Annotated in this window: 18 protein-coding genes; 15 read left to right on the forward strand and 3 right to left on the reverse strand. The window is 59.6% G+C overall.

Going from position 1 to position 22172, the window contains the following annotated elements:
* The first annotated feature begins 51 nt into the window (after window positions 1-51).
* The 7 genes from I5L79_RS05565 to I5L79_RS05595 all read left to right on the forward strand — a co-directional run bounded on the left by I5L79_RS05565 (window position 52) and on the right by I5L79_RS05595 (window position 10797).
* Entirely contained in the window at window positions 52-3489 is a 3438-nt protein-coding gene (locus I5L79_RS05565; RefSeq protein WP_231402797.1) for a DUF7948 domain-containing protein, read from the forward strand.
* Window positions 3490-3609: 120 nt separating this feature from the next.
* Window positions 3610-4080 (forward strand): ribosome maturation factor RimP, encoded by a 471-nt coding sequence (locus I5L79_RS05570; protein WP_231402799.1) that lies wholly within the window; start codon window positions 3610-3612, stop codon window positions 4078-4080.
* A 122-nt stretch (window positions 4081-4202) separates the two neighbouring features.
* Complete coding sequence (gene nusA / locus I5L79_RS05575; RefSeq protein ID WP_196954014.1) at window positions 4203-5483, forward strand: transcription termination factor NusA; 1281 nt, start codon at window positions 4203-4205, stop codon at window positions 5481-5483.
* 122 nt (window positions 5484-5605) lie between these two features.
* Window positions 5606-8653 carry a translation initiation factor IF-2 gene (gene infB, locus I5L79_RS05580; RefSeq protein WP_196954015.1) on the forward strand — a complete coding sequence of 1016 codons (3048 nt, stop codon included), beginning with the start codon at window positions 5606-5608 and terminating at the stop codon, window positions 8651-8653.
* Window positions 8654-8945: 292 nt separating this feature from the next.
* Entirely contained in the window at window positions 8946-9722 is a 777-nt protein-coding gene (locus tag I5L79_RS05585) for a hypothetical protein (RefSeq protein WP_196954016.1), read from the forward strand.
* Window positions 9723-9753: 31 nt separating this feature from the next.
* Window positions 9754-10206, forward strand: coding sequence for a hypothetical protein (locus I5L79_RS05590; protein WP_196954017.1), 453 nt, complete (start codon window positions 9754-9756; stop codon window positions 10204-10206).
* Window positions 10207-10242: 36 nt separating this feature from the next.
* Complete coding sequence (locus I5L79_RS05595; protein ID WP_196954018.1) at window positions 10243-10797, forward strand: OmpA family protein; 555 nt, start codon at window positions 10243-10245, stop codon at window positions 10795-10797.
* A 238-nt stretch (window positions 10798-11035) separates the two neighbouring features.
* On the opposite strand, the gene I5L79_RS05600 is transcribed toward I5L79_RS05595, so the two are convergent.
* On the reverse strand, window positions 11036-11485 hold the full coding sequence (locus I5L79_RS05600; RefSeq protein WP_196954019.1) for a hypothetical protein: 450 nt from the start codon (window positions 11483-11485) through the stop codon (window positions 11036-11038).
* 267 nt (window positions 11486-11752) lie between these two features.
* Complete coding sequence (gene mscL, locus I5L79_RS05605; protein ID WP_196954020.1) at window positions 11753-12172, reverse strand: large conductance mechanosensitive channel protein MscL; 420 nt, start codon at window positions 12170-12172, stop codon at window positions 11753-11755.
* 183 nt (window positions 12173-12355) lie between these two features.
* On the opposite strand from mscL, the gene I5L79_RS05610 reads away from it, so the two are divergent.
* From I5L79_RS05610 to I5L79_RS05640, 7 genes are all read left to right on the forward strand, one after another.
* Window positions 12356-13144 carry an enoyl-CoA hydratase/isomerase family protein gene (locus tag I5L79_RS05610; RefSeq protein WP_196954021.1) on the forward strand — a complete coding sequence of 263 codons (789 nt, stop codon included), beginning with the start codon at window positions 12356-12358 and terminating at the stop codon, window positions 13142-13144.
* A gap of 95 nt (window positions 13145-13239) precedes the next feature.
* Window positions 13240-14742 (forward strand): lipopolysaccharide biosynthesis protein, encoded by a 1503-nt coding sequence (locus tag I5L79_RS05615; protein ID WP_196954022.1) that lies wholly within the window; start codon window positions 13240-13242, stop codon window positions 14740-14742.
* 128 nt (window positions 14743-14870) lie between these two features.
* Window positions 14871-15305, forward strand: a complete 435-nt coding sequence (gene dut, locus I5L79_RS05620) for a dUTP diphosphatase (protein ID WP_196954023.1) — start codon at window positions 14871-14873, stop codon at window positions 15303-15305.
* 102 nt (window positions 15306-15407) lie between these two features.
* Entirely contained in the window at window positions 15408-16418 is a 1011-nt protein-coding gene (locus tag I5L79_RS05625) for a sugar nucleotidyltransferase (RefSeq protein ID WP_196954024.1), read from the forward strand.
* Window positions 16419-16504: 86 nt separating this feature from the next.
* Window positions 16505-18307, forward strand: coding sequence for a tetratricopeptide repeat protein (locus I5L79_RS05630; RefSeq protein WP_196954025.1), 1803 nt, complete (start codon window positions 16505-16507; stop codon window positions 18305-18307).
* On the forward strand, window positions 18300-19076 hold the full coding sequence (locus I5L79_RS05635; RefSeq protein WP_196954026.1) for a DUF4292 domain-containing protein: 777 nt from the start codon (window positions 18300-18302) through the stop codon (window positions 19074-19076). Before I5L79_RS05630 ends, I5L79_RS05635 begins: the two co-directional genes overlap by 8 nt.
* Complete coding sequence (locus I5L79_RS05640; protein ID WP_196954027.1) at window positions 19060-20397, forward strand: murein hydrolase activator EnvC family protein; 1338 nt, start codon at window positions 19060-19062, stop codon at window positions 20395-20397. Before I5L79_RS05635 ends, I5L79_RS05640 begins: the two co-directional genes overlap by 17 nt.
* Window positions 20398-20705: 308 nt before the next feature.
* Here I5L79_RS05640 and I5L79_RS05645 read toward each other — a convergent pair whose 3' ends face one another.
* On the reverse strand, window positions 20706-21656 hold the full coding sequence (locus I5L79_RS05645) for a GAF domain-containing DNA-binding protein (protein ID WP_196954028.1): 951 nt from the start codon (window positions 21654-21656) through the stop codon (window positions 20706-20708).
* 290 nt (window positions 21657-21946) lie between these two features.
* Here I5L79_RS05645 and I5L79_RS05650 point away from each other — a divergent pair, with 290 nt between their 5' ends.
* The gene (locus I5L79_RS05650) at window positions 21947-22171 is read left to right on the forward strand and encodes a Sec-independent protein translocase subunit TatA/TatB (RefSeq protein ID WP_196954029.1); all 225 of its coding nucleotides are present in this window, start codon (window positions 21947-21949) and stop codon (window positions 22169-22171) included.
* Window position 22172 lies beyond the last annotated feature (1 nt).

Raw genomic sequence — 22172 nt, forward strand, 5'->3', positions numbered from 1 at the left:
GCAGAAATGAACCGTTTTTATTGTTGGCTGCTGGCGTTGGCATGCGTTTCCTTGGGCTCTTCCTCCGTGCAGGCAGCCCTGCCGGGGCCGGAAAAGACCCTGGAATTCATTGAAAATCGGGGCCAGTGGCCAGCGCCCGTGCGCTACGCCGCCAGCCTGCCAGCCGGCCGGCTGTTTCTACGGCCCACGGGTTTCACGTATTCTCTGTTCTCGCCCGAAGACTTAGGAAGCCACGGCCATGACCAGGCCGGCGCCCCCCATGCTCCGAAAGCCGAATTGCGCGGCCACGCCTACACCGTTACGTTTGAAGGCGGTAATGCTGCTCCTACCCTGACCGGAACTGAGGCCACGACCGAGCAGCGCAGCTACTTTCGGGGGCCCGACCCACGCCAGTGGGCCACTGGCGTACGCGGCTTCCGACAGGTGCAGTACCAGGGCGTGTACGCCAAAACGGACGTGCAGCTCTACGAAAACGCCGCCGGCCACCTGGAATATGACTTCGTAGTGGCACCAGGCGGGCGGCCCGCCGCTATCCGGCTGCGCTACCAGGGCGCCAACACGCTGCGCCTGGAAGAAGGCAACCTGATGGTGGGCACCTCGGTAGGCACCGTGACGGAGCTGGCACCCCGGGCCTGGCAGTACGTGAACGGAAAAGCCGTGACGGTGCCGTGCTCTTTTGAGCTGCGCGGGCAGACGGTGTCCTTCCTGTTTCCACAGGGTTACCGCAAAGACCTGGCGCTGACCATCGACCCTACTGTAGTTTTCTCTTCCTACACCGGCTCCACCGCCGACAACTGGGGTAATACCGCTACCTACGATGAGGAAGGCCATCTGTACTCAGCCGGCGTGGTTTTCGCGCCCGGCTACCCCGTGTCGGCCGGCGCTTTCAGCACTTCCTTCAGCGGCGTCATCGACGTGGGCATCATCAAATACGATACGCAGGCTAATGGACCGGCCGCGCGCCTGTACGCCACCTATCTGGGCGGCGAGAATACCGAAACCCCGCACAGCCTGGTAGTGAATGCCCAGGGCGAACTGCTGATTTTCGGCTCCACATCGTCCCGGCAGTTTCCAACTACAACCGGCGCCGTAAGCCGCACGCTGCAGCCCGGTCAGGCCTATCAGGTGTTCAACAGCTACAGCTACCTGAACGGCGCCGACCTGTTCGTGGCCAAGCTCTCGGCCAATGGCAGTACCCTGCTGGCCTCCACCCTGCTGGGCGGCTCCGGCTGGGACGGCCTGAACGTGGATACCGGCAACAGCGCCGGTAACTTCCTGGCCCGTAACTACGGCGACACGTTCCGCGGCGACATCATCACCGACGCCGAAGGCAATGTGTACGTGGCCTCCTGCACCAGCAGCAACAACTTCCCGGTAAAGAATGGCCTGAAACGTGCCTACGGAGGCGGCACGCTGGATGGCTTGGTGCTGAAACTTTCCCCCAAGCTCGATCAGCTGTACTGGGCCAGCTACCTGGGCGGCAACGGCGCCGATGCGGCGTACTCCATCAAGCTCGCGTCCGATGGCTCGGTGTACGTGGCAGGCGGCACTACGGGCAGCAACTTCCCCGGCACCACCGGCGCCCTACAGGCAGGCTCAGCCGGAAATACCGACGGCTTCGTGGCCCACATTTCGGCCGATGGTAGTTCCCTGCTTCAGGCTACCTACCGGGGCACCGACCAATACGACCAAGTGTATTTCCTGCAGCTCGACGCGGCCGACAACGTGTATGTGCTGGGTCAGAGCTTCGGTAACTTTCCCATTACGGCGGGCCTTTACGATAACCGGAAACGACGCGGCGGACAGTTTATTCAGAAGCTTAGCCCTCAACTTAATTCGCTCACCTATTCTACCGTGTTTGGCAGCGGCCGGGGTGGTACCGACCTATCTTTGACGGCCTTTCTGGTCGATGACTGTGAGCGGATTTATGCCTGCGGCTGGGGTGGCAACATCAACAACGGCTACACCGGCGGCTCCACCACCGACCTGCCCACCAGCAGCAACGCCGTGCAGCCGAGCACCGACGGCTCCGACTTCTACGTCGTGCAGTTCGGGGCCGGGGCCAGGGCCATTGAGTACGCCACCTTCTTTGGGGAGCAGGGCGGCAGCGGGGAACACGTGGACGGGGGCACTAGTCGGTTTGATAAGCGCGGCGTGGTGTACCATGCCGTATGCGGCGGCTGCCGGGGCTCCTCGCGCTTTCCGGTACCGCCAGGGGCCAACACCTATTCCCGCGTCAACAACAGTTCGAACTGCAACAACGCCGCCTTTAAAATTGACTTTGAACTGCGAATTGCCAACGCTGGCCGCCCCCAGGCCGTGTGCGCCGATGCTGGCCCCATTCGGCTGGGCGGCTCCCCATCGGGCGGCGTGTGGGCCGGCCCCGGTATAAGCCAACAGGCCGATGGCAGCTACATTTTCACGCCCAGTGCTGCTCTGGTGGGCGAGCAGGCGCTCCGCTACACGGCCCAGTCTACCGGCACCTGCTTTACCAACAGCAACCTGCGCATGACCGTCCGGCCCGTGGTACCGGTTGATTTCTCCCTGCCCGCCCAACGCTGTACCAACGAAGACCTCGTGCCCCTGACGGCCACGCCCGCGGGTGGCACCTGGAGCGGCCCCGGCGTGCGTGGCAGCCAGTTCGACCCCGCTGCCGCCGGCCCCGGCACCCACACCATCACCTACACGCTGCCCGCCGACCAATGCGGCCAAGCCAGCCGTCAGATTGTGGTACTGCCCCCGCCAGTGGTTGAGGCAGGTCGTGATACGGCTCTGTGCAGCTTCCAGAACACCCCTTATCAACTCCAGGGCGCTACTCCGGCCGGCGGCACGTGGAGCGGTACGGGCGTCACGCCGGAGGGCTGGTTTACGCCCCCGGTTGCCGCCGACTCGGCCCAGCGTCTTCGGCTCACCTACACGTACCAGGCCCCCAATGGCTGCCCGGATTCCGATGTGCGGCAGGTGGTGATGGCACCGCTGAATACCAACGTGCAGCCGCTGCCCGTGCTGGAGTGTGTATCGTACCCCGGTAAAACCGGCTTGGCGCCATTTTCCATCCGCTTCGTGTCTCCGGCGCAGTACGCCAGTCAGTACGACTGGGACTTTGGCGACGGAACCCCCCACGGCACTACGGCCAGCGTGGAGCACATCTACGAACGCGCGGGCACCTATACTGTAGCCATGACGGCTGCCTACAACAGCACCTGCCAGGTGCAGACCCGCTACCTCCAGATCGAGGTGGCCGACCCGCTGGTGCCCAACATCATTACGCCCAACAATGGCGACAACCTGAATCAGGTCTTCATCCAGCACTACACCTGCCTGCCCGCTGCCCTGAAGGTATTTTCGCGCTGGGGCCAGGAAGTGTACAGCTCCGCCGATTACCGCAACGACTGGGACGGAGGCAAGCTGCCCGGCGGCGTGTACTATTTCCTACTGCGCGATACCGAAGGGCGCCAGTACAAAGGCTGGCTGGATATTCACCGCTAAGGCTCGCCCGGCGGCGCTGGTTGCGTTGCGGCATAATTCGTTGTATCTTTGCACCAGCAAGTAACGAATCAGAGAGGGGACGGGTAGTCCCCTCTTTCTTTTATCCCCTGGCTCGACCGTATGAAATTTGACCGCGCCCAGATTGCCCAGATGCTGGAGGAAAGCCTGCCCGGCCCCGGGCTGTTCGTTGTTGGACTTACCGTTTCCGACGCCATCCGGCCCAAGGTAACCGCCATTCTGGACGGGGAGCAGGGCATGGGCATTGATGAGTGCGCCTTGGTAAGCCGCCGTCTGGCCCGCCGCATTGAGGAAGCCTATGGAGAGGAAGCCAGCTACACGCTGGAAGTAACCTCACCCGGCGCCGACCAGCCGCTGGTAGATGCCCGCCAATACAACCGCCACGTGGGCCGCACCTTCAGCCTCAAGCTTAAGGACGGCACCGAGAAAACCGGCACGCTCGAAGCTGTGGAAGACACTGGCGTTCAGCTGGCCGAGGAAGTAAAAGAGAAAAACAAGAAAAAAACGCTGCCCGCCGCCCTGGTGCCCTTCGACACCATTCAGGAAGCGAAAGTGGTTATTTCATTTAAGTAAATACCTTAATGGTTAATTAGTTAAATGGCTGCTGGTTGGAGTGGCGGGGCCTACGCAATCAGCCATTCGACCAACAGCCATTCAGCAGCTTAACCATTCAACAATTCAACAATTTAAATCAGATGAACAGCAACGTCCTGATTGAATCGTTTGCCGAGTTTGCCCGGTCCAAGAACATCGACCGTCCCACGATGATGAGCATCCTGGAGGACGTGTTCCGGACCATGATTCGCAAGAAGTACACCACCGACGAGAATTTCGACGTCATTCTCAACGTGGACAAGGGCGACCTGGAAATCTGGCGCAACCGCGAAATCGTGGACGACGACTCGGAAGATATCTGGGACTTCGACAAGATTCCGCTGTCCGAGGCGCAGAAGATTGAGCCCGACTTCGAGATTGGCGAATCGGTAGCCGAGGAAGTGAAGCTGGAGGATTTCGGCCGCCGCGCCGTGCTTATGGCCCGCCAGACGCTGATTCAGCGCGTGAAGGACCTGGAGCGTGACCACCTCTACCAGACCTATAAAGATCAGGTGGGCGAAATCATTGCCGGCGAAGTATACCAGGTATGGAGCCGCGAGGCCCTGATCCTGGACAAAGACGAGAACGAGCTGGTACTGCCCAAGTCGGAGCAGATTCCCAAGGACCGCTACCGCAAGGGCGACACCGTACGGGCCGTGGTGCACCGCGTGGAAATCCTGAATGGCACGCCCAAAATCATCCTTTCGCGCGCTGCGCCGGCCTTCTTGGAGCGCTTGTTTGAGCAGGAAGTGCCTGAAATCTACGATGGCCTCATCACCATCAAAAATATTGTGCGCGAGCCGGGCGAGCGGGCCAAAGTAGCCGTCGAAAGCTACGACGACCGTATCGACCCCGTTGGTGCCTGCGTAGGGATGAAAGGCTCCCGGATCCACGCCGTGGTGCGGGAGCTGGAAAACGAGAACATCGACGTCATCAACTACACCAACAACCTGGAGCTGTACATCCAGCGCGCATTGTCGCCGGCTAAAATCGGCTCGATGAAAATAAACGAACAAACCGGCCGGGTTTCGGTGTTCTTAAAGCCGGACCAGGTTTCACTGGCCATTGGCCGCGGCGGCGCCAACATCAAGCTGGCCTCGCGTTTGGTGGGCATGGAAATCGACGTGTTCCGCGAAGCCGGCGACTACGAAGAAGACATTGCCCTCGACGAATTCCGGGATGAAATTGACGCCTGGGTGCTCGACGAGCTCAAGAAAATCGGCCTCGACACGGGCCGCGCCGTATTAGCCGTCAGCAAAGAAGACCTCGTACGCCGGACGGAGCTGGAAGAGGAAAGCGTGGAAGAAGTCTTCCGCGTGATTCGCCAGGAGTTCGAAGACGAGGAAGAATCCGAAACCCCTTCAGCCGGCGAAGCCCAATGAGGGCGAAGCGGCCGGTACGGCAAAGGCAGTAAATCGAGCCGGGTGGCTTGATTTACTGTCGCCCGGCAAGATTTAAAATAGTACCTTTGCAACTGATTAAGAGTATCGTTCGCGAGCATAGAATGGCGGAAGCAGCACCTAAACGGCTACAGCAGGCGGCCAAAGACCTGAATATTGGAATGGCCACGGTGGTAGAAACCCTGGCTAAAAAAGGGCATCAGGTAGAAAACAAGCCTACCACGAAGCTAACTGCCGACCAGGTAGGGTTGCTGGAGAAGGAGTTTGCTTCTTCGGCTCAGGATAAAATTGAAGCGGTAAAGCTCACCCAGGCCAAGCGCCAGAGTGAGCTTGAGGCGCATCCGCCCAAGCCCGAGCCTGTAGCGCCGAAGCCCGCGCCAGCCCCGGTGGCTGCTCCGGCCCCGGCGCCTAAGCCGGCTGAGGAAGCCAAGCCTGCCCCGGTGGCTCCCGCGCCAGCACCGGTTGCTGCTGCTGAAGCACCTAAAGCTCCCGGACTGAAGGTACTGGGCAAGATTGAGCTGGATGCCAAGGGCCGCCCCGTGCCGCCCCGCCCCACTCCGGCCCCCGCTCCTGTAGCTGCCGCACCCCAGCCCGCACCTCCTGTCGCGGCGCCTGTGGCCCCCACGCCGCAGTCTGCTCCGGCTCCAAAACCAGAGCCTGCTCCCGCGCCGGTAGCTGCCGCCCCCCAGCCGCCCGTTGCGGCTCCGGTGGAAGCTCCCCAGCCGCAGGCTCCTGCACCTGTTCCGGCGGCCCCAGCTGCCGCTCCGGTGGCGCCGGTAGCTGAGCAACGCCCGACTACTCCGGCTCCTGCTTCTGCAACTCTCGCTGCTCAACCTGATGTTGAAGCACCGGCCGGGGAAGACGCCGGTACCATCGTAGCCAAAGCCGACCAGCTGAAAGGCCTTACGGTACTGGGTAAGATTGAACTGCCTCTCGATTCGTCGCGGCGCGGTGGTGGTGGGCGCGGTGCCCGTCCCGTAGCCTCGTCCGACGTGCGCAAGAGCGGCCTCGGCGGTGCCGATGCCAAGAAAAAGCGGCAGCGCCTGCCCGTGCCCGGCACGCCCGGCGGCAACAACCAGAATACAAACCCGAACACCGGTCCGAACCGCCCGGTGGTTCCGAGCCAGGGCGGCCGTCCTGGTCAGGGCGGCGGTGGCCGTCCCGGCGACCAGCGTGGTCCGCGCCCCGGTCAGGGAGGCGGCCAAGGCGCTCCGCGTCAACCAAACCCGGCTCTCACGCCTGAGCAAAACGAAAAGCAGATTCAGGAGCAGATCAAGGCTACGCTGGCCAAGCTCAGCGGCGGCCGGGGTCAGCAGCAGAACCGCGCCAAATACCGCCGCGACAAGCGGGCCGGGGTAGCCGAAGCCAGCGAGCTGGCACGTCAGCAGAACGAGCTTGACTCGAAAACGCTGAAAGTAACCGAGTTCATTTCGGCCAACGACCTGGCCTCGCTCATGGATGTGTCGGTGAACGAGATTATCAAGGTGTGTCTGAACATGGGCATGTTCGTATCCATCAACCAGCGCCTCGACGCCGAAGCCATTACCGTTATTGCGGATGAGTTTGGCTACGACGTCGAATTCCTGAGCGCGGAGGAAGAGGATACGGTTATTGAAATCGAAGACAACCCCGAAGACCTGCAGCCGCGGGCGCCCATCGTTACCATCATGGGCCACGTCGACCATGGCAAAACATCGTTGCTTGACTATATCCGGAGTGCTAGTGTGGCCAAGGGCGAAGCCGGCGGTATCACCCAGCATATCGGCGCCTACGACGTTATGACCAAGTCAGGCAAGCGCGTAACGTTCCTCGATACTCCCGGTCACGAAGCCTTTACGGCCATGCGTGCCCGCGGTGCCAAAGTCACCGACATTGCCATCATTGTGGTAGCGGCCGACGACTCGGTAATGCCGCAGACGAAGGAAGCCATCAACCACGCGCAGGCGGCGGGGGTGCCCATCGTTATTGCCCTCAACAAAATTGACAAGCCCGGCGCCAACCCCGATAAAGTCCGCGAGGAGTTGTCGGTTATCAACGTACTGGTAGAAGAATGGGGCGGTAAGTACCAGAGCCAGGAAGTATCGGCCAAAACCGGTCTGGGCATCGACGACCTGTTGGAGAAGGTTCTGCTGGAAGCCGAGATTCTGGAGCTGAAAGCCAACCCCGACCGCAATGCCGTGGGTACGGTTATCGAAGCCTCGCTCGACAAAGGCCGCGGCTACGTAACCACCATCTTGGTGCAAACCGGCACTATGAAGGTAGGTGACATGGTACTGGCCGGCCCGCACTTTGGCCGCGTGAAAGCCATGACCGACCACCGCGGCAAGAAGATGAAAACAGCCGGCCCGGCGACACCCGTTCAGGTACTCGGCCTTACGGGTGCACCACAGGCTGGTGACAAGATTCAGGTGATGGAAACGGAGCGCGAAGCCCGCGAACTGGCTACGCAGCGTCAGCAGCTGGCCCGCGAGCAGAGCATGCGCACCAAAAAGCACATTACCCTGGACGAAATTGGTCGTCGTCTGGCTATTGGCTCGTTCAAAGAACTCAACGTCATCGTGAAAGGCGACGTGGACGGTTCGGTAGAAGCCCTGGCCGACTCCCTGCTGAAGCTGAGCACGCCGGAAGTAGCCGTAAACATCCTCTCGAAGGGTGTGGGTGCCATTTCGGAATCCGACGTACTGCTGGCTTCGGCTTCCGACGCCATCATCATCGGCTTCCAGGTGCGGCCTTCACTGAGTGCCCGCAAGCTGGCCGAGCAGGAGCAGATCGACATCCGCCTCTACTCGATTATCTACAACGCCATCAACGAGGTGAAGGATGCCATGGAAGGCATGCTGGCGCCTACGGTGAAGGAAGTAGTAGTGGCCAACGCCGAGATTCGCCAGGTATTCAATATCACCAAGGTGGGCACTATTGCCGGCTGTATGGTGACGGACGGTACCTTCACCCGCAAAACCAAGGTGCGCCTCGTTCGCGACGGCATCGTGGTGCATTCGGGCGACATTCAGGACCTCAAGCGCTACAAAGACGACGTGTCGGAAGTACGCCAGGGCTACGAGTGCGGTATCTCGCTGAAAGGCTTCAATGATCTGCGCGAAGGCGACAACATTGAAGGCTTCGAGGAGCAGGAAGTGAAACGCACGCTGTAAGCTCCAGCTTATGCCCTAATACCCAGCCCCGATCTGCGCGCAGATCGGGGCTTTTTGTATTCGGTAGACTGGCTTGGTATCACATATAAAGCCCAAAGCACACTGAGCAAAAGTCGAAACCAAGTGAATGAAACGCATTTGTATCGGCTGTTAGAAGCTAGATAGCGGGCCGGTTCACATCATCATGCGATTGACGTCGGCAGGAGCATCCAATACTTTTGTATCACAACCCGAACGAATTGCACTCGTCGTGGTCGTACCAAGTCTGCTTCTGCCTCACCATTCAACCGCTATGAAAGCTTTTACCCTTTGCCTGGCCGTATCGTGCCTCGCTACCACCGCTCTGGCCCAAACGAAACCGGCCGCCAAATCAGCCGCTAAGCCGGCCGTTACCCGCACCACCACGGCTGCCAAGCCCACCGCGAAACCAGCGGCCAAACCCGTAACGACAGCCAAGCCGGCAACCACGGCCCGCCCTACGGCAACGGAAGCTGCGGCTGCTCCCGTTGCCCCCAAATCGGCGCCGGCTACTAAGTCCGCTCCGGCTGCTAAAACCAGCATGGGCGCTTCTGCCTCAACCTTCGGCAAAGGCACGACGGTAGCGAACCTGGGCGTAGGCGTAGGCATTAACTATGGTAACTCATTTGTAGTAGGTGCCAGTAAATCAATTCCAGCATTGAGCCTATCCGTTGAGCGAGGAATACGAGAAGGCCTCGGGCCTGGGGTAATTGGCGCAGGCGGGCTATTGGTTTATAAATCAAACACTTGGGGTTCTGGCGAATATCGTCTCACTGAACGCAATATGTATGTAGGGGTACGTGGCACCTATCATTACAACTTCACCGACAACGAAAAACTGGATACATACGCTGGTCTATCGTTGGGTGCCCGCATCCAAAGCTACTCCGACAACGGCTACTATAGTAACACCGATTCCTGGGGTGGTACTTATCTCACGACCGGCTTATTCCTGGGTGCGCGCTACTACGTGACCGAAAAGATTGGCGGCTTTGCTGAAGTAGGCTACGACATGTCGTTGCTGAAGCTGGGAGTTTCGGCCCGCTTCTAAGCCCTTTTCAACTGTCTTTATTTCTCGTGCTATGAAACCTGTGCATTGCGGCCTGATGGCGCTGGTTCTGCTGCTCTCGGGCTTTACGCCCGATAAGAGCAAAGAGAAAAGCGTGAGCCTGGAAGAGCGGCCGGCCCTGCTGGTGGACCGGGACTGGGAACTGACCAACATTGAGGTAACTACCACGGATGCTCCTACCCCGGCCAGTGTGTTTGCGCTGCTGCCCGCCAACATGCAGGACGACTGCCTGCGGTTTGCCAAGAACGGCACCTTTGCCGAGCACGAAAGCGCCAGCAGGCACGTCAGAACCGGCTCGGGCTCCTGGCAGCTGCGCAACGAAAACTCCCAGCTCATCATGGTCAGCGGCCACGGCGTGCAGGTGTATGAAATAGAGCACATGTCCACGCAGGAGTTGCGCCTGCAATATCAAGTGCTCGAAAACAGCCAGAGTTACACTGTTCTGACGACGCTCCGGCGCAAATAAGCCCTCTTCTTCCCCACCTTTCCAGTGCTCTACGCTATGAAAACGCTTTTTTCTCTTACCGCTCTAGTTATCCTGCTGCACTTCGCGGCCACACCTGCCCAGGCCCAGCTTGGCCTGCTGTGGCGGGTAGAAGACAAGCTGGCCGATAAGGCTTCGCAGAAAATTGCCGACCGCCTCAGCAAAAAAGCCGAAGCCGCCGTGCAGCGCAAAACCAACGAGGTATCGACAGAATACTACAGCACGTTGCTGGCCGACGGTAAGATTGTGTGCCACGGCATTCAGTTCGAGCCCGGCACAGCTACCATCACGGAGGCTTCGCAGCCGGTGGTGCGGGCGCTGGTAAATACGCTGGCCGCCAACCCCGATGTAAAGGTGCGCATTGAGGCCCACACCCTCCGGGAAGGCAATGCTGCTACCAACCTGGCTTTGTCGCAACGGCGGGCCGACGCGGTACGGGCGGCGCTGGTGCGCGGCGGCGTGGAGGCAGCCCGCCTCACCACCAAAGGCTACGGCGGCACCAAGCCCCTGGACGTCGATTCCTCGTCGGGCCTCGACAGCCTCAATCAGCGCACGGAGTTCGTGAAGTTGTAGTTAAACCAACGCCGGCATCTGTATCAGCAAGTTCAGCTACGCCAGGCAAATCTACCTATTCGATTTCCGTGGCCACTCTTGCTCCAGTGGCTAAAATAAAAAGCGAGGCAAGTTGATTTCAATTTGCCGGAGCTGCTCTTTCGGGGCTCGGTGGAGGCGAACGGTGGCTTCATCCTGACCTGAAAGCAAAAAGCCCCGAAACGATGTTTCGGGGCTTTTTTTGTGCAGTCAGCAGTCTTTACACTTTGAAGAACAGGAAGCGCTTGGCTTTCTTATGCTTGAGGGGCTTGCCCTTGGGGTCGATGCCGGGCGCGGGCCGGGTCTGGCCGCGCTTTTGGGTGGCCGAGCCGGTTTTGTCGCGGAATCGGCGCACCGTAAAGCCGCCGTTGCCGCTTTCATACTGCCGCGAAGTGCCCCGGCCCATGCTGGTGCTGCCGCCGGCGCGGGCTTCCAGCACTTCTATCTGCTGGTCGCGCTTGGCTTCGTCGGGGTTCATAGCCATGCGGCGCTGCATGCGGGCAATGTCCGTAGCCGATGCTTTGCGCTTGCGGGGCGCCTTCTGCGGGGCAGCCGGCTGCTCAAATGCCGGGCCGGCCGGCCCTTGCGGGCCGGCAGCCTGCGCATTGGCTTCGCTTACTGCTCCTATTATACCCAGCCCTACTGCCAAAGCCGCTACCAGAATTTTCATGCAGTTACTGTAAAGAGAAGTTGTTGAATACGTGAAGTGAGAGGGCACCATGCTTAGCGCAATGCGTGGCTGTAACGGTCTGACTGCGAAGGTAGTTCAAATTATGCCTCCTCTGCGCGGGTGCAGCCCGGGTGCTCCTTTGAAATGTACATATTTCCTGCCAAAACCATGCTACCGGATGCTCCATTACGGTTATTTCTCTGGTCAGGCTAAAAAAAGCCGACTTATCCCACAGAGGATAAGCCGGCCAGCACTTGCCCGGTAGGTTTAGCGCGTGCGCAGCGCGTCCCGGATTTCCATCAGCAGCACCTGGTCTTTGGTAGGGCCGGGGTCGGCTACTACGACCTCCTGAGGCTTTTTGAAGCGGTTAGCCAGCTTTACCAGCCAGAAGATGGCAAATGCCATGAGCAGGAAGGCCAGCACCGCATTCAGAAACAGACCATAGTTGAGCGTAGCCGCGTTAGCCGCTTTGGCCGCCGCCAGGTCTTTGTACGTGCCGCCGTCGAGGGCCACAAACCAGTCCTTGAAATCCAGACCTCCGGTCAGCAGCGTCAGGATCGGCATGAGAATATCATCCGTCAACGACTTGACGATGCCCCCGAACGAGGCTCCGATGATAACCCCCACGGCTAAATCGAGGACGTTGCCCTTGGAAATAAACTCCTTGAATTCAGAAACGAAGCCCATACGCGAACAGTGGTTTGAGGTGAAGAAAAGAAAGGTTAGAGGTAAATAAAGAAAGGTTAGAGGTAAATATAGAATTTAATACATAAGCTCCGCTATAGCGCCGGAGTGGCCGGGCAGGCCCATTCCGGGCGCGGGCTTTTACTCTATCTTTGCGGGCTTGCCTTCCTCACTTGTCTTTGCGCTATGCCTGCTTTCACCAACCTGCTCTACGACCTCGACGCCGCCAGCGGCATCCTCACGCTCACCATCAACCGCCCTACCAAGCTTAACGCCCTCAGCCACGACACCATTCGGGAGCTGCGTGAGGCGCTGCAGCTGGCCCTGGACGACGCGCAGGTACGCGGCATCATCCTGACGGGCAGCGGGGAAAAAGCCTTCGTGGCCGGGGCTGATATTGCCGAGCTGACCGCACTGGATGAAATTGCCGGTCGCCGCGCTGCCGAGTTCGGGCAGGAAGCCTTCTGCCTGTTTGAGGAAAGCTCCAAGCCCGTTATTGCGGCCGTGAATGGCTTTGCCCTGGGCGGCGGCTGCGAGCTGGCTATGGCCTGCCACCTGCGCATTGCCTCCGAGAATGCCCGCTTCGGCCAGCCCGAGGTGAACCTGGGCCTGGTGCCCGGCTATGGCGGCACCCAGCGCCTGCCTCAGCTTATCGGCAAAGGCAAAGCCCTGGAGCTGCTGCTGACGGCCGACATCATTAAAGCTGATGAGGCCCTGCGCCTGGGTCTCGTCAACCACGTGGTGCCGCTGCCGGAGCTGCTGGAGTTCAGCCGCCAGCTGCTGGGACGGATTCTGAGCAAAGCCCCGCTGGCCGTGGGCCTGGTTATCGACTGCGTGAATGCGGCCTACGATAAGGAGCGGCACGGCTACCAGGCCGAGGCCAACGCCTTCAGCCGCTGCTTCGAGTCCGAGGACTTCCGCGAAGGCACCAGCGCCTTCCTCGAAAAGCGCCCAGCCGCCTTTACGGGTAAGTAAATTCTGAATTATGAATGCGGAATTATGAAGTATGAATACCGAAGCGCCTACCGGCAATTCATAATTCATAACTCATAATTCATAATTATTACCGCATGAGCGTCGCCAAAAAGCTGGCCGGTCAAACGGCCGTGTATGGCATCAGCAGCATTCTGGTCCGGGTCCTGAACTACCTGCTGGTGCCGGTGTACACGGGCCGGTTTGCGGCGGCCGAGTATGGCATTGTGACGGGGCTATACGCCTACGTGTCGTTTCTGAACGTGGTGTTCACCTACGGCATGGAAACCACGTTTTTCCGCTTTGCCAACCGCCCCGGTACCGACCGCCGCCTGCTCTACGACCGGGTAATGAGCCAGCTGCTGGTCAGCACGGTGGCCCTTACGGCGCTGCTGGCCCTGCTGGCCCGCCCGCTTATGCAGCTGCTCGACGTGCCGCCGGGCCGGGAGCGGTACGCCATCTGGCTGGCCCTCATTCTGGGGCTCGATACGCTGGCGGCCATTCCGTTTGCGCGGCTGCGGCTCGAAAACCAGGCCCGGCGCTTTGCCACCATCCGCGTGGCCAACATCCTGCTCAATGTAGGCCTGAACCTGTTTTTCATCGTGCTGTGCCCCGATGTGCTGGCGGGCAAGTACCTGCACATCCTGCAGCCGCTGGTGGCCCGCCTCTACGACCCCAGCATTGGCATCGGCTACGTGTTTTTGTCGAACCTGGCAGCCAGCGCCTTCACTCTGCTGCTGCTGGGCCGCGAACTGCTGGACTTCCGGTTTCGGCTGGATGCCACGCCCCTGGCCGCCATGCTACGCTACGCCTACCCGATTATGCTGATGGGCCTGGCGGGTATGGTAAACGAAACGCTGGACCGGATTCTGCTGCCGCTGTGGCTGCCGGAGGGCTACTACCCCGGCCAGAGCAGCCTTACGGCCGTAGGCATCTATGGGGCCTGCTACAAGCTCAGCATCTTCATGAGCCTCGTCATCCAGGCCTTCCGCTACGCCGCCGAGCCATTTTTCTTTGCCCAGAGCTCCGAGAAGAACTCCCCAGCCACGTTTGCGCTGGTGCTGAAGTGGTTTACGTTGTGCTGCGCGGTAATTTTCGTGTTCATCAGCCTGAATATTGAGGATTTTGCCTGGGCGTTTCTGCGGCGGCCAGAGTACCGCGAGGGCGTGGCCGTGGTGCCGGTGCTGCTGCTGGCCAACCTGTTTCTGGGCGTGTACTGGAACCTCTCGGTGTGGTTTAAGCTCACCGATAAAACCTACTACGGCACCTACATCGGGGCGGCCGGCGCGGTGCTCACTATTGCTCTCAACTTCCTGCTGATTCCGGTGCTGGGCTACATGGGTTCGGCGGTGGCTACGCTGGTCTGTTACGCGGCTATGGCGGCCATGTGCTGGTGGCTGGGCGAGCGGCACTTCCCGGTGCCTTACCCCGTAGCCCGCCTGCTGCTGTGGCTTTTGCTGGCGGTGGCGCTGGTGGCGCTGGGCCGGTGGGTGCAGCCCGGCGGATTCTGGCTGCGGCACACCTGGCACCTGCTGCTTAGCCTGAGCTTTGTGGCGGCACTGGTGGCGTTGGAAAAGCCGCACCGCCTGATACGGAGCTGAAGAGTTTGAGGAAGTAAGTTTGAGGAAGTAAGCTATTGAATGCTGGCTTTTTGGCGCCAATTTCCGGCCTGAACGAAAGAACCTTTTCTCTCCACTCAGAAACTACTGTCAGAAACTACCTTTGCCGCATGCATATCCCTGTTATCAACCGCTCTCACCACCCGCTGCCCGAGTACCAGACGGCCCACGCCGCCGGGCTTGATGTGCGGGCCAACCTCCAGGAGCCGGTTACGTTGAAGCCCCTGCAACGCGCCCTTATTCCCACGGGTCTTTTTCTAGAAATTCCGGTGGGCTACGAAATGCAGGTGCGCCCCCGCAGTGGCCTGGCCTACAAGCACGGCATCGGCATTGTCAACAGCCCCGGCACCATCGATGCCGACTACCGGGGCGAGCTGAAGGTGCTGCTCGTGAACCTCTCCGACACCGACTTCGTGGTGCAGGACGGGGAGCGAATTGCCCAGTTGGTGGTGGCCCGCCACGAGGTTGTCAGCTGGCAGCCTGCCGCGGAGCTCAGCGAGACGGCCCGCGGCGCCGGCGGCTACGGCAGCACCGGCGTACAATAAGGTACGGCAGGCGTCTTTCCCGGCGCAACTTTCCCCGGAAATTTCCGGATACGCTTCTTTCGCAACCTTCACTTTTAGCTTTTCTAACCCTCACTTCTCCCTATGAAAATCATCGTCCCGATGGCCGGTATGGGCAAACGCATGCGCCCCCACACGCTCACCGTTCCCAAACCGCTGATTCCGATTGCCGGCAAACCCATTGTGCAGCGCCTCGTGGAAGACATTGCCAAAGTATGCGGCGAGCCGGTTGATCAGGTAGCCTTCATCGTGGGCCGCTTCGGGGCAGAGGTAGAGAAAAGTCTGCTGGCCATTGCCGAATCTATCGGGGCCAAAGGCAGTATCCACTACCAGGACGAGCCCCTGGGCACGGCCCACGCCATTCTGTGCGCCAAGGAAGCCCTCGAAGGCCCGGTAGTGGTAGCCTTTGCCGATACGCTGTTCAAGGCTGATTTTACGCTCGACTCCTCGGTGCCCGGCACCATTTGGGTGCAGCGCGTAGACGACCCCAAGCCCTTCGGCGTGGTGAAGCTCGACGAGCAGGGCCGCATCACCGATTTCGTGGAAAAGCCCCAGGAATTCGTGTCGGACCTCGCCATCATCGGCATCTACTACTTCCAGGACGGCGCCTACCTGCGCGAAGAGCTACAGTACCTGCTCGACAACGACATCAAGGATAAAGGCGAGTACCAGCTCACCAATGCTCTTGAAAATATGAAAAACAAGGGCACGACCTTCGTGCCCGGCCGCGTGACGGAGTGGCTCGACTGCGGCAACAAGGATGCTACCGTGTACACCAACCAGCGCTACCTGGAATACCTTCAGGAACGCGGCGAGGAGCTGGTAGCGTCATCGGCGCAGCTGCATAATTCCGTCGTCATTCCGCCCGTGTACATCGGCGAAGGCGTGGTGGTGCACAATTCGGTGATAGGGCCGCACGTTTCGCTGGGCAACCAGTCCACGGTGCGCGACTCGGTGCTGTCGAACTCCATCGTGCAGCAGTCGGCTACGGTGCTGCACGCCAACGTGACGAACTCCATGATTGGCAACCACGCCACGCTCACCGGTTCCCCTTCCGACCTCAGCCTGGGTGACTACAACAACCTGCGCGTCTGACGGAGCCTTTCCGGCCGCGGCGGTGTTTAAGGCTCAGGCCTGGCCTGCCGCGGCCGTAGTGTTTCGTTGCTCTTTCCGCCTTCCTCATGTTTCGTTTTCGCGCCGTTGTTTTGCTGGTCTTCGCGTTGCTGGTGGCTGATGCAGCCTGGGCCCAGCTGCCCGCTGCCGCGCCCACGGCCGTGCCGCGCCGCAAGCTTACCCGCAAGGAGCGCCGCGAGCTGAAACACCGTAAAGCCGTGTCGGACGCCCGCCTGCAGATGCGCGAGCTGACGGAAAAAGAGCGGGAGCTGAGCGAGTCCTACTTTGTGGAAGGGGTGAAGTTTACCCTGCTCGAAGACTACACCAAAGCCCTGGAGCGGCTGCTGGCGGCCTACCGCATCAACCCCAACAATGCGGCCATCAACTACAAGATTGCCGAAACCAACCTGTTGACCGGCAACCTCAAGGACGCCACTAACTTTGCCAATACCGCCATTCAACTGGATGGCAAAAATGCGTACTACTACCTGCTGCTGGCCCAGATCTACGCCTCGCAAAAGCAGTTCGACCAGGCAGCGCAGGTGTATACCACGCTCATTAAGAACGTGCCCGACTCGGGGTACTACCTCTTCAACCTGGCCGATCTGTACTTGGCGCAGAACAAGCTGGATGATGCCCTGACTACCCTGAACCAGGCGGAAAAGCAGTTCGGCGCGCTGGATGAGGTGGCGTTCAAGCGCCAGCAGATCTACCTGCGCCAGAACAAGCTCGACCAGGCCCTGAAAGAAGGCGAAACGCTGATTTCCTCGAACCCCGACGAAGTGCGCTACGTGCTGGCCCAGGCCGAAATGTATGCGGCTAACAACCGTCTGCCCGACGCCATTCGGGTGGCTACGCAGGCCCTGCAGCAGGACCCCGACAACGCCCAGGCCAACATGATTCTGGCTGACGTGTACCGGCAGCAGAACAACCCAACTGAGTCGCAGCGCTACCTCCGGCAGGCGTTTGAAAGCCCCGGCCTCGACATCGACCAGAAAGTGCGCATCCTGGTCGACTTCATCAAGCAGCTGCCCAACCCAGCGCTGGAGAAAAACGCCTTGGAGTTAGCTTCTATTACCACGCGCGTACACCCCAAGGAAGCTAAGGCTTACGCCGTCGCCGGCGACATCCAGGCCCTGACCGAGCACCGCAAAGAAGCCCGCGACAACTACCTGCGGGCCCTTAAGCTCGACAACTCCAAGTTCCAGCTCTGGCAGCAGGTCGTGAGCATTGATGCGGAGCTTAGCCAGACGGACTCCCTGCTAGTGCATACCGACCGGGCGCTGGAGCTGTTTCCCAACCAGGCCGTGTTCTGGTACTTCAACGGAGCGGCGCAGCTCATCAATAAGAATGCGGCCAAGGGCGTAAAGTCCCTGGAATATGGCCGTAAGCTGGCCGCCGACAACCCCGAGCTGCAGGCGCAGTTTGATACCCAGTTGGGGGACGCGTACCACGAGCTGAAGGATTTTGTGAAGTCGGACGCGGCGTACGAGGCCGCGCTAGCCTTTGATGCCAACAACGCCCAGGTACTCAACAATTACAGCTACTACCTCTCCCTGCGCGGCGAAAAGCTCGACAAAGCCAAAACCATGGCCGGTAAGCTGATTAAGCAGTTTCCGGACAACGATACCTACCTCGACACGTACGCCTGGGTGCTATACAAGCAGAAAGATTACGCCGGGGCCCGCGAAAGCCTGGAAAAGGCACTACGCACCACCAAGGACGGCACCGTGACCGAACACTACGGCGACGTTTTATATCAGCTAGGCGATATTGCCGGGGCACATACCCAATGGCAGCAGGCCAAGCGCCAGGGCGGCGCCTCCAAGCTGATTGACCGCAAGATCAAAGACCGAAAATTGTATGAATAAACGCTGCGCACCGCTTCTATTGGGGCTATTGATGGCTGGGCTGGGTGCCTGCACCCGCAAAGCCCTGCCAACCCAGGCGCGGGCGGAAGCGCCGAAGGCGGAAAGCCTGGTAAATGCCTCAAACCTCGATTTCCGATACCTGGCGGCGAAAGGCAAAGCGCAGATTGAAACTGGCGGCGACAAGCTGCCCAATGTGACGCTAACGCTGCGTATCCGCAAAGACAGCCTGATCTGGCTGTCGATTGGAGCCCCGGTAATTGGTGAAGTCATGCGCGCCCACATCACCCCGGACTCGGTGCAGGTGATTGACCGGCTGCACCGTGAGTACTATGCCGGCAACTTCACCTATCTGCGGCAGCGTTTCAACCTGCCCGTTACCTTTCAGCAGGTGCAGGCGTTGCTTACCGGCAATTACGTGCCCGCTCCCACCGGCACCGAGCCCACGGTAACTACGGAGCCGCCCATGCAGAAAGTAGTGTACCGCCAGCAGGCTCTGCTGGTAGAGCAACTGCTGGAAACCACCCGTCGCCGTGTGCAGAAGCTGGCCGTGCAGGATGACAGCTCGCACCTGCGCTTCACGGTCGACTTCTCGGATTTCAAGCCCTTGGAGCGCGTACCGCAGGAATTTGCCAATGCACTGCTGGTTGTAGTTGAGCAGCCTAAAAACAAGCCCTCTTCGGCCTCCATTAATTTCCGCAGCGTGGAGGTCGACAAAGAGCGGCTGGACTTCCCGTTCTCGGTGCCCTCAGGTTATGCGCGGAAAAAGTAAGGTCTGGCTGGCGGCAACGCTGGCCTTCCTCCTGTTGATGATGGTGAGCGAAATGGGCTGGGCGCAACGCAGCCGGGCGCGTCCGGGCAAGTCGCGCACGCAGCTGGAGCGCGAAAAGCGTCTGGCGCTCAAACGCATCAAGGAAACCAGCCGCATTCTGCAGCAAACCCAGCAGCGCAAAGAGGCCACCATCGGGCAGCTGAACGCCCTGAAGGAAAAGATTACCGTCCAGAAAAACGTTATTCAGACAATATCCTCGGAGTTGAAGTACCTCGACTCCGACGTGCGCCAGACGGAAACCCAGGTGCAGCAAACCCAACAGACCCTGGCGCAGCTGCGGGCCGAGTATGCGCGTTTAATTTATACCTCCTCGAAAACGGCCAACAGCTACAACCGCATCATGTTCCTGTTTGCGGCCGAGTCGTTCAACCAGTTTGTGCGGCGGCTACAGTACGTGCGCCAGTACTCGGAAGTGCGCAAGGCCCAGGCCGCCCAGATTACCCAAACGCAAACCCGGCTTAGTCAGCAGCTCACGGGCCTCACGGCCAAGCGGCAGCAAAAGTCCAGCCTGCTCAGCACCCAGCTCAGCGAAAACCGCAATCTGCTTTCCATCAAAACCCAGCAGGACCAGGTCGTGACGCAGCTCAGCCGCCAGGAGCAGCAGCTTCAGGAAGAGCTGACGCGGCGGCAGCAGTCGGTACGGCGGCTGGATGACCTGATTGCCCAGCGCGTACGCGAGGAAATTGCCCGGGCCGCCCGGGCCGCGGCCAATAAAGCAGCCCGATCTTCGGCCGCCAGCGGCAGCACTTCCCGTAGTCCCACCGCCACTCGTCGTACCGAAGCTGCCGAAGAAGCCGCTGTGGAGCGTACAGACCGCGTAACGCTGACGCCGGAAGCGGCTATCCTATCCTCGTCCTTTGCTGATCACCGGGGGCGCTTGCTGTGGCCGGTGGGGCGTGGCTTTATCTCGCAGCGCTTCGGCAAGCACCCTCACCCGGTACTCAAGCACGTGGTCATAGAAAACCGGGGCGTAGATATTCAAACCAACGCGGGCGAAGCCGTACGGGCCGTGTTCGATGGCAAGGTGCTGACGGTAGCCAGCGTACCGGGTATGAATACCATTGTGATGGTGCAGCACGGGGAGTACTTCACGGTGTACGCCAAGCTGCGGAACGTTTCGGTGAGCGAAGGCCAGACGGTAGAGGCCCGCCAGCAGCTCGGCACCGTGTATACCGACGCAGAAGGCACCAGCGAAGTGCAGTTTCAGCTGTGGCGAAACAGTGCCAACCTGAACCCGGAAAACTGGCTGGGCCGCAAATAAGCCTGGAAAAAGCAAGCTGCGAAACTTGCCAAAATCCTGTTTGGCGAAATACTATTATGATTCCGCGGCCGCGCAGAGCAAAAAAAAACACCGTACAGCGCACGGTGCCTTTCTGAGCTATGAAAACAAACTTAGCTATCAGTCTATCCTTCCAGCCGGCGGCAGCTAGCAAAGAAGGGAGCCCCCGATAACAGGCGAAAGATAGGAAAATTCCGGCGTTTCGGAAGCTCACTATTCGCCAAATGTTGATGAATCCTCGGTGAATGAGTGTTTTTTACGGCACCTGCCGGTCAAAGGTTTGGCATTAATCAAATAAGATTTAGCCTGTTCATTAGCGCTGTCTTGTACGAATTTCCGATTGGAATGTACACAGCCCCTTTCGGACCGTCTACCTGCACCAGTTCGCCTTCAATAGCCCGCAGGCAGTCGAGCCGGATAATATATTTTCGCTGAATCCGTGTAAAGTCCTTTGTGGGCAGTTTAGCTTCCATGTCCTTCATGGTAGTACACACCGTCAAACGCTCGGAGCAGGTATAAATGTTCACGTAGTCGCCCAGCGCCTCAATGTAGCAGATATCGGCCATCCGCACCCGCATCAGCCGCTGCTCGTGCTTCACGAAGATTTCATTGCGGCCGCTGGCATACAGGGCCTGGGTTTCGTCGTTAGCCAGCTGCAGCAGGCCGTGCATCTTTAACTTTTCCTGCTCCAGCAGCAGCTTGGTCCGGCGCAGCTCCAGGTGGGTGGTCACCTGCCGCGCCAGCAACAACAGAGCCTCGCGCTGCTCACTGGTGAGTGTACGAGGCTTGGTATCGATGGCGCACAGCGCGCCCAGCGTGTAGCCCTCGGGATTTACCAGTGGGGCCCCGGCATAAAAGCGGATGTTGGGTTGATCCAAAACCAGCGGGTTGTTTTGGAAGCGGGGGTCCAGCGTAGCGTCGGATACTTCCAGCAGGTCGTTGGGCTTCTGCACTACGTACCGGCAAAAGGAAACGCTCAGCGGGGTTTCGGTCACGCCCTCCAGGCCCAGGTTGGCTTTGAACCACTGGCGCTCGGCGTCCACCAGGGAAACCAGCGAGATAGGGGTATTGCAGATGATGGAAGCCAGGCGCGTGAGGTCGTCTAGCGCGTCATCGTCGGGTGCGGAGTCCAGCACCTGGTAGCTTTCCAATGCTTCCAATCGTTTCTGCTCTTCCGTGGGTAGCAGCAGGCGGGAAGCCTCGGAAGTTGCGTTGACTGGCGTAGCGGATTTGGCTGGCATAGATAAACAGACAGGGTTGGAGCACGAAGGCCGGTGCGGGCTTTTGAGTAAGAGGCTGTTACTAAACCAGGATGGATACCATCTGGTTGCAGGTACATCAAAATATAATCGATGGTGTCAATCAGGCCCGGACAGGCCGGCACCAGCCGGACTTGGCCGGCTGCTGGCGTTGCCATGTGCCTACCGCTTCCCAAAATAAAAAATTATGGGGTACCTTTACCAATCCCAAGCAGCGCCGCCGTGCGTATAAGGGACTTTCCACATCAAACGCGCCCCTCCGGGCTTTTCCTATGCTGTTTGCTTCATTGTTTTTGGGTATCGGCGGCCTCGGTGGCACCGAGCTTCTGCTGATTGGATTGGCTATTATTCTGTTGTTCGGGGCCAAGCGTATTCCGGAGCTGTTCCGCGGTATGGGTCAGGGCATCCGCGAGTTCAAGGATGCTTCCAAGGAAGAAAAGCCGGAGTTCCGGGACCGTCCCGTAAACCCCAACGACCCTAATCAGCCCCGCTACTAAG

The organism is Hymenobacter guriensis (assembly GCF_015773195.1).
In the GTDB taxonomy this organism is placed as follows: domain Bacteria; phylum Bacteroidota; class Bacteroidia; order Cytophagales; family Hymenobacteraceae; genus Hymenobacter; species Hymenobacter guriensis.

What these genes read in the sequence shown, in the direction of transcription:
- I5L79_RS05585 (WP_196954016.1), top strand. Translation starts at nt 8,946, where the DNA reads ATGAAAGCTTTTACCCTTTGCCTGGCCGTATCGTGCCTCGCTACCACC.
- I5L79_RS05625 (WP_196954024.1), top strand. Translation starts at nt 15,408, where the DNA reads ATGAAAATCATCGTCCCGATGGCCGGTATGGGCAAACGCATGCGCCCC.
- I5L79_RS05590 (WP_196954017.1), top strand. Translation starts at nt 9,754, where the DNA reads ATGAAACCTGTGCATTGCGGCCTGATGGCGCTGGTTCTGCTGCTCTCG.
- I5L79_RS05615 (WP_196954022.1), top strand. Translation starts at nt 13,240, where the DNA reads ATGAGCGTCGCCAAAAAGCTGGCCGGTCAAACGGCCGTGTATGGCATC.
- I5L79_RS05600 (WP_196954019.1), bottom strand. Translation starts at nt 11,485, where the DNA reads ATGAAAATTCTGGTAGCGGCTTTGGCAGTAGGGCTGGGTATAATAGGA.
- I5L79_RS05570 (WP_231402799.1), top strand. Translation starts at nt 3,610, where the DNA reads ATGAAATTTGACCGCGCCCAGATTGCCCAGATGCTGGAGGAAAGCCTG.
- I5L79_RS05635 (WP_196954026.1), top strand. Translation starts at nt 18,300, where the DNA reads ATGAATAAACGCTGCGCACCGCTTCTATTGGGGCTATTGATGGCTGGG.
- mscL (WP_196954020.1), bottom strand. Translation starts at nt 12,172, where the DNA reads ATGGGCTTCGTTTCTGAATTCAAGGAGTTTATTTCCAAGGGCAACGTC.
- I5L79_RS05645 (WP_196954028.1), bottom strand. Translation starts at nt 21,656, where the DNA reads ATGCCAGCCAAATCCGCTACGCCAGTCAACGCAACTTCCGAGGCTTCC.
- infB (WP_196954015.1), top strand. Translation starts at nt 5,606, where the DNA reads ATGGCGGAAGCAGCACCTAAACGGCTACAGCAGGCGGCCAAAGACCTG.
- I5L79_RS05630 (WP_196954025.1), top strand. Translation starts at nt 16,505, where the DNA reads ATGTTTCGTTTTCGCGCCGTTGTTTTGCTGGTCTTCGCGTTGCTGGTG.
- I5L79_RS05610 (WP_196954021.1), top strand. Translation starts at nt 12,356, where the DNA reads ATGCCTGCTTTCACCAACCTGCTCTACGACCTCGACGCCGCCAGCGGC.
- I5L79_RS05595 (WP_196954018.1), top strand. Translation starts at nt 10,243, where the DNA reads ATGAAAACGCTTTTTTCTCTTACCGCTCTAGTTATCCTGCTGCACTTC.
- I5L79_RS05640 (WP_196954027.1), top strand. Translation starts at nt 19,060, where the DNA reads ATGCGCGGAAAAAGTAAGGTCTGGCTGGCGGCAACGCTGGCCTTCCTC.
- nusA (WP_196954014.1), top strand. Translation starts at nt 4,203, where the DNA reads ATGAACAGCAACGTCCTGATTGAATCGTTTGCCGAGTTTGCCCGGTCC.
- dut (WP_196954023.1), top strand. Translation starts at nt 14,871, where the DNA reads ATGCATATCCCTGTTATCAACCGCTCTCACCACCCGCTGCCCGAGTAC.
- I5L79_RS05650 (WP_196954029.1), top strand. Translation starts at nt 21,947, where the DNA reads ATGCTGTTTGCTTCATTGTTTTTGGGTATCGGCGGCCTCGGTGGCACC.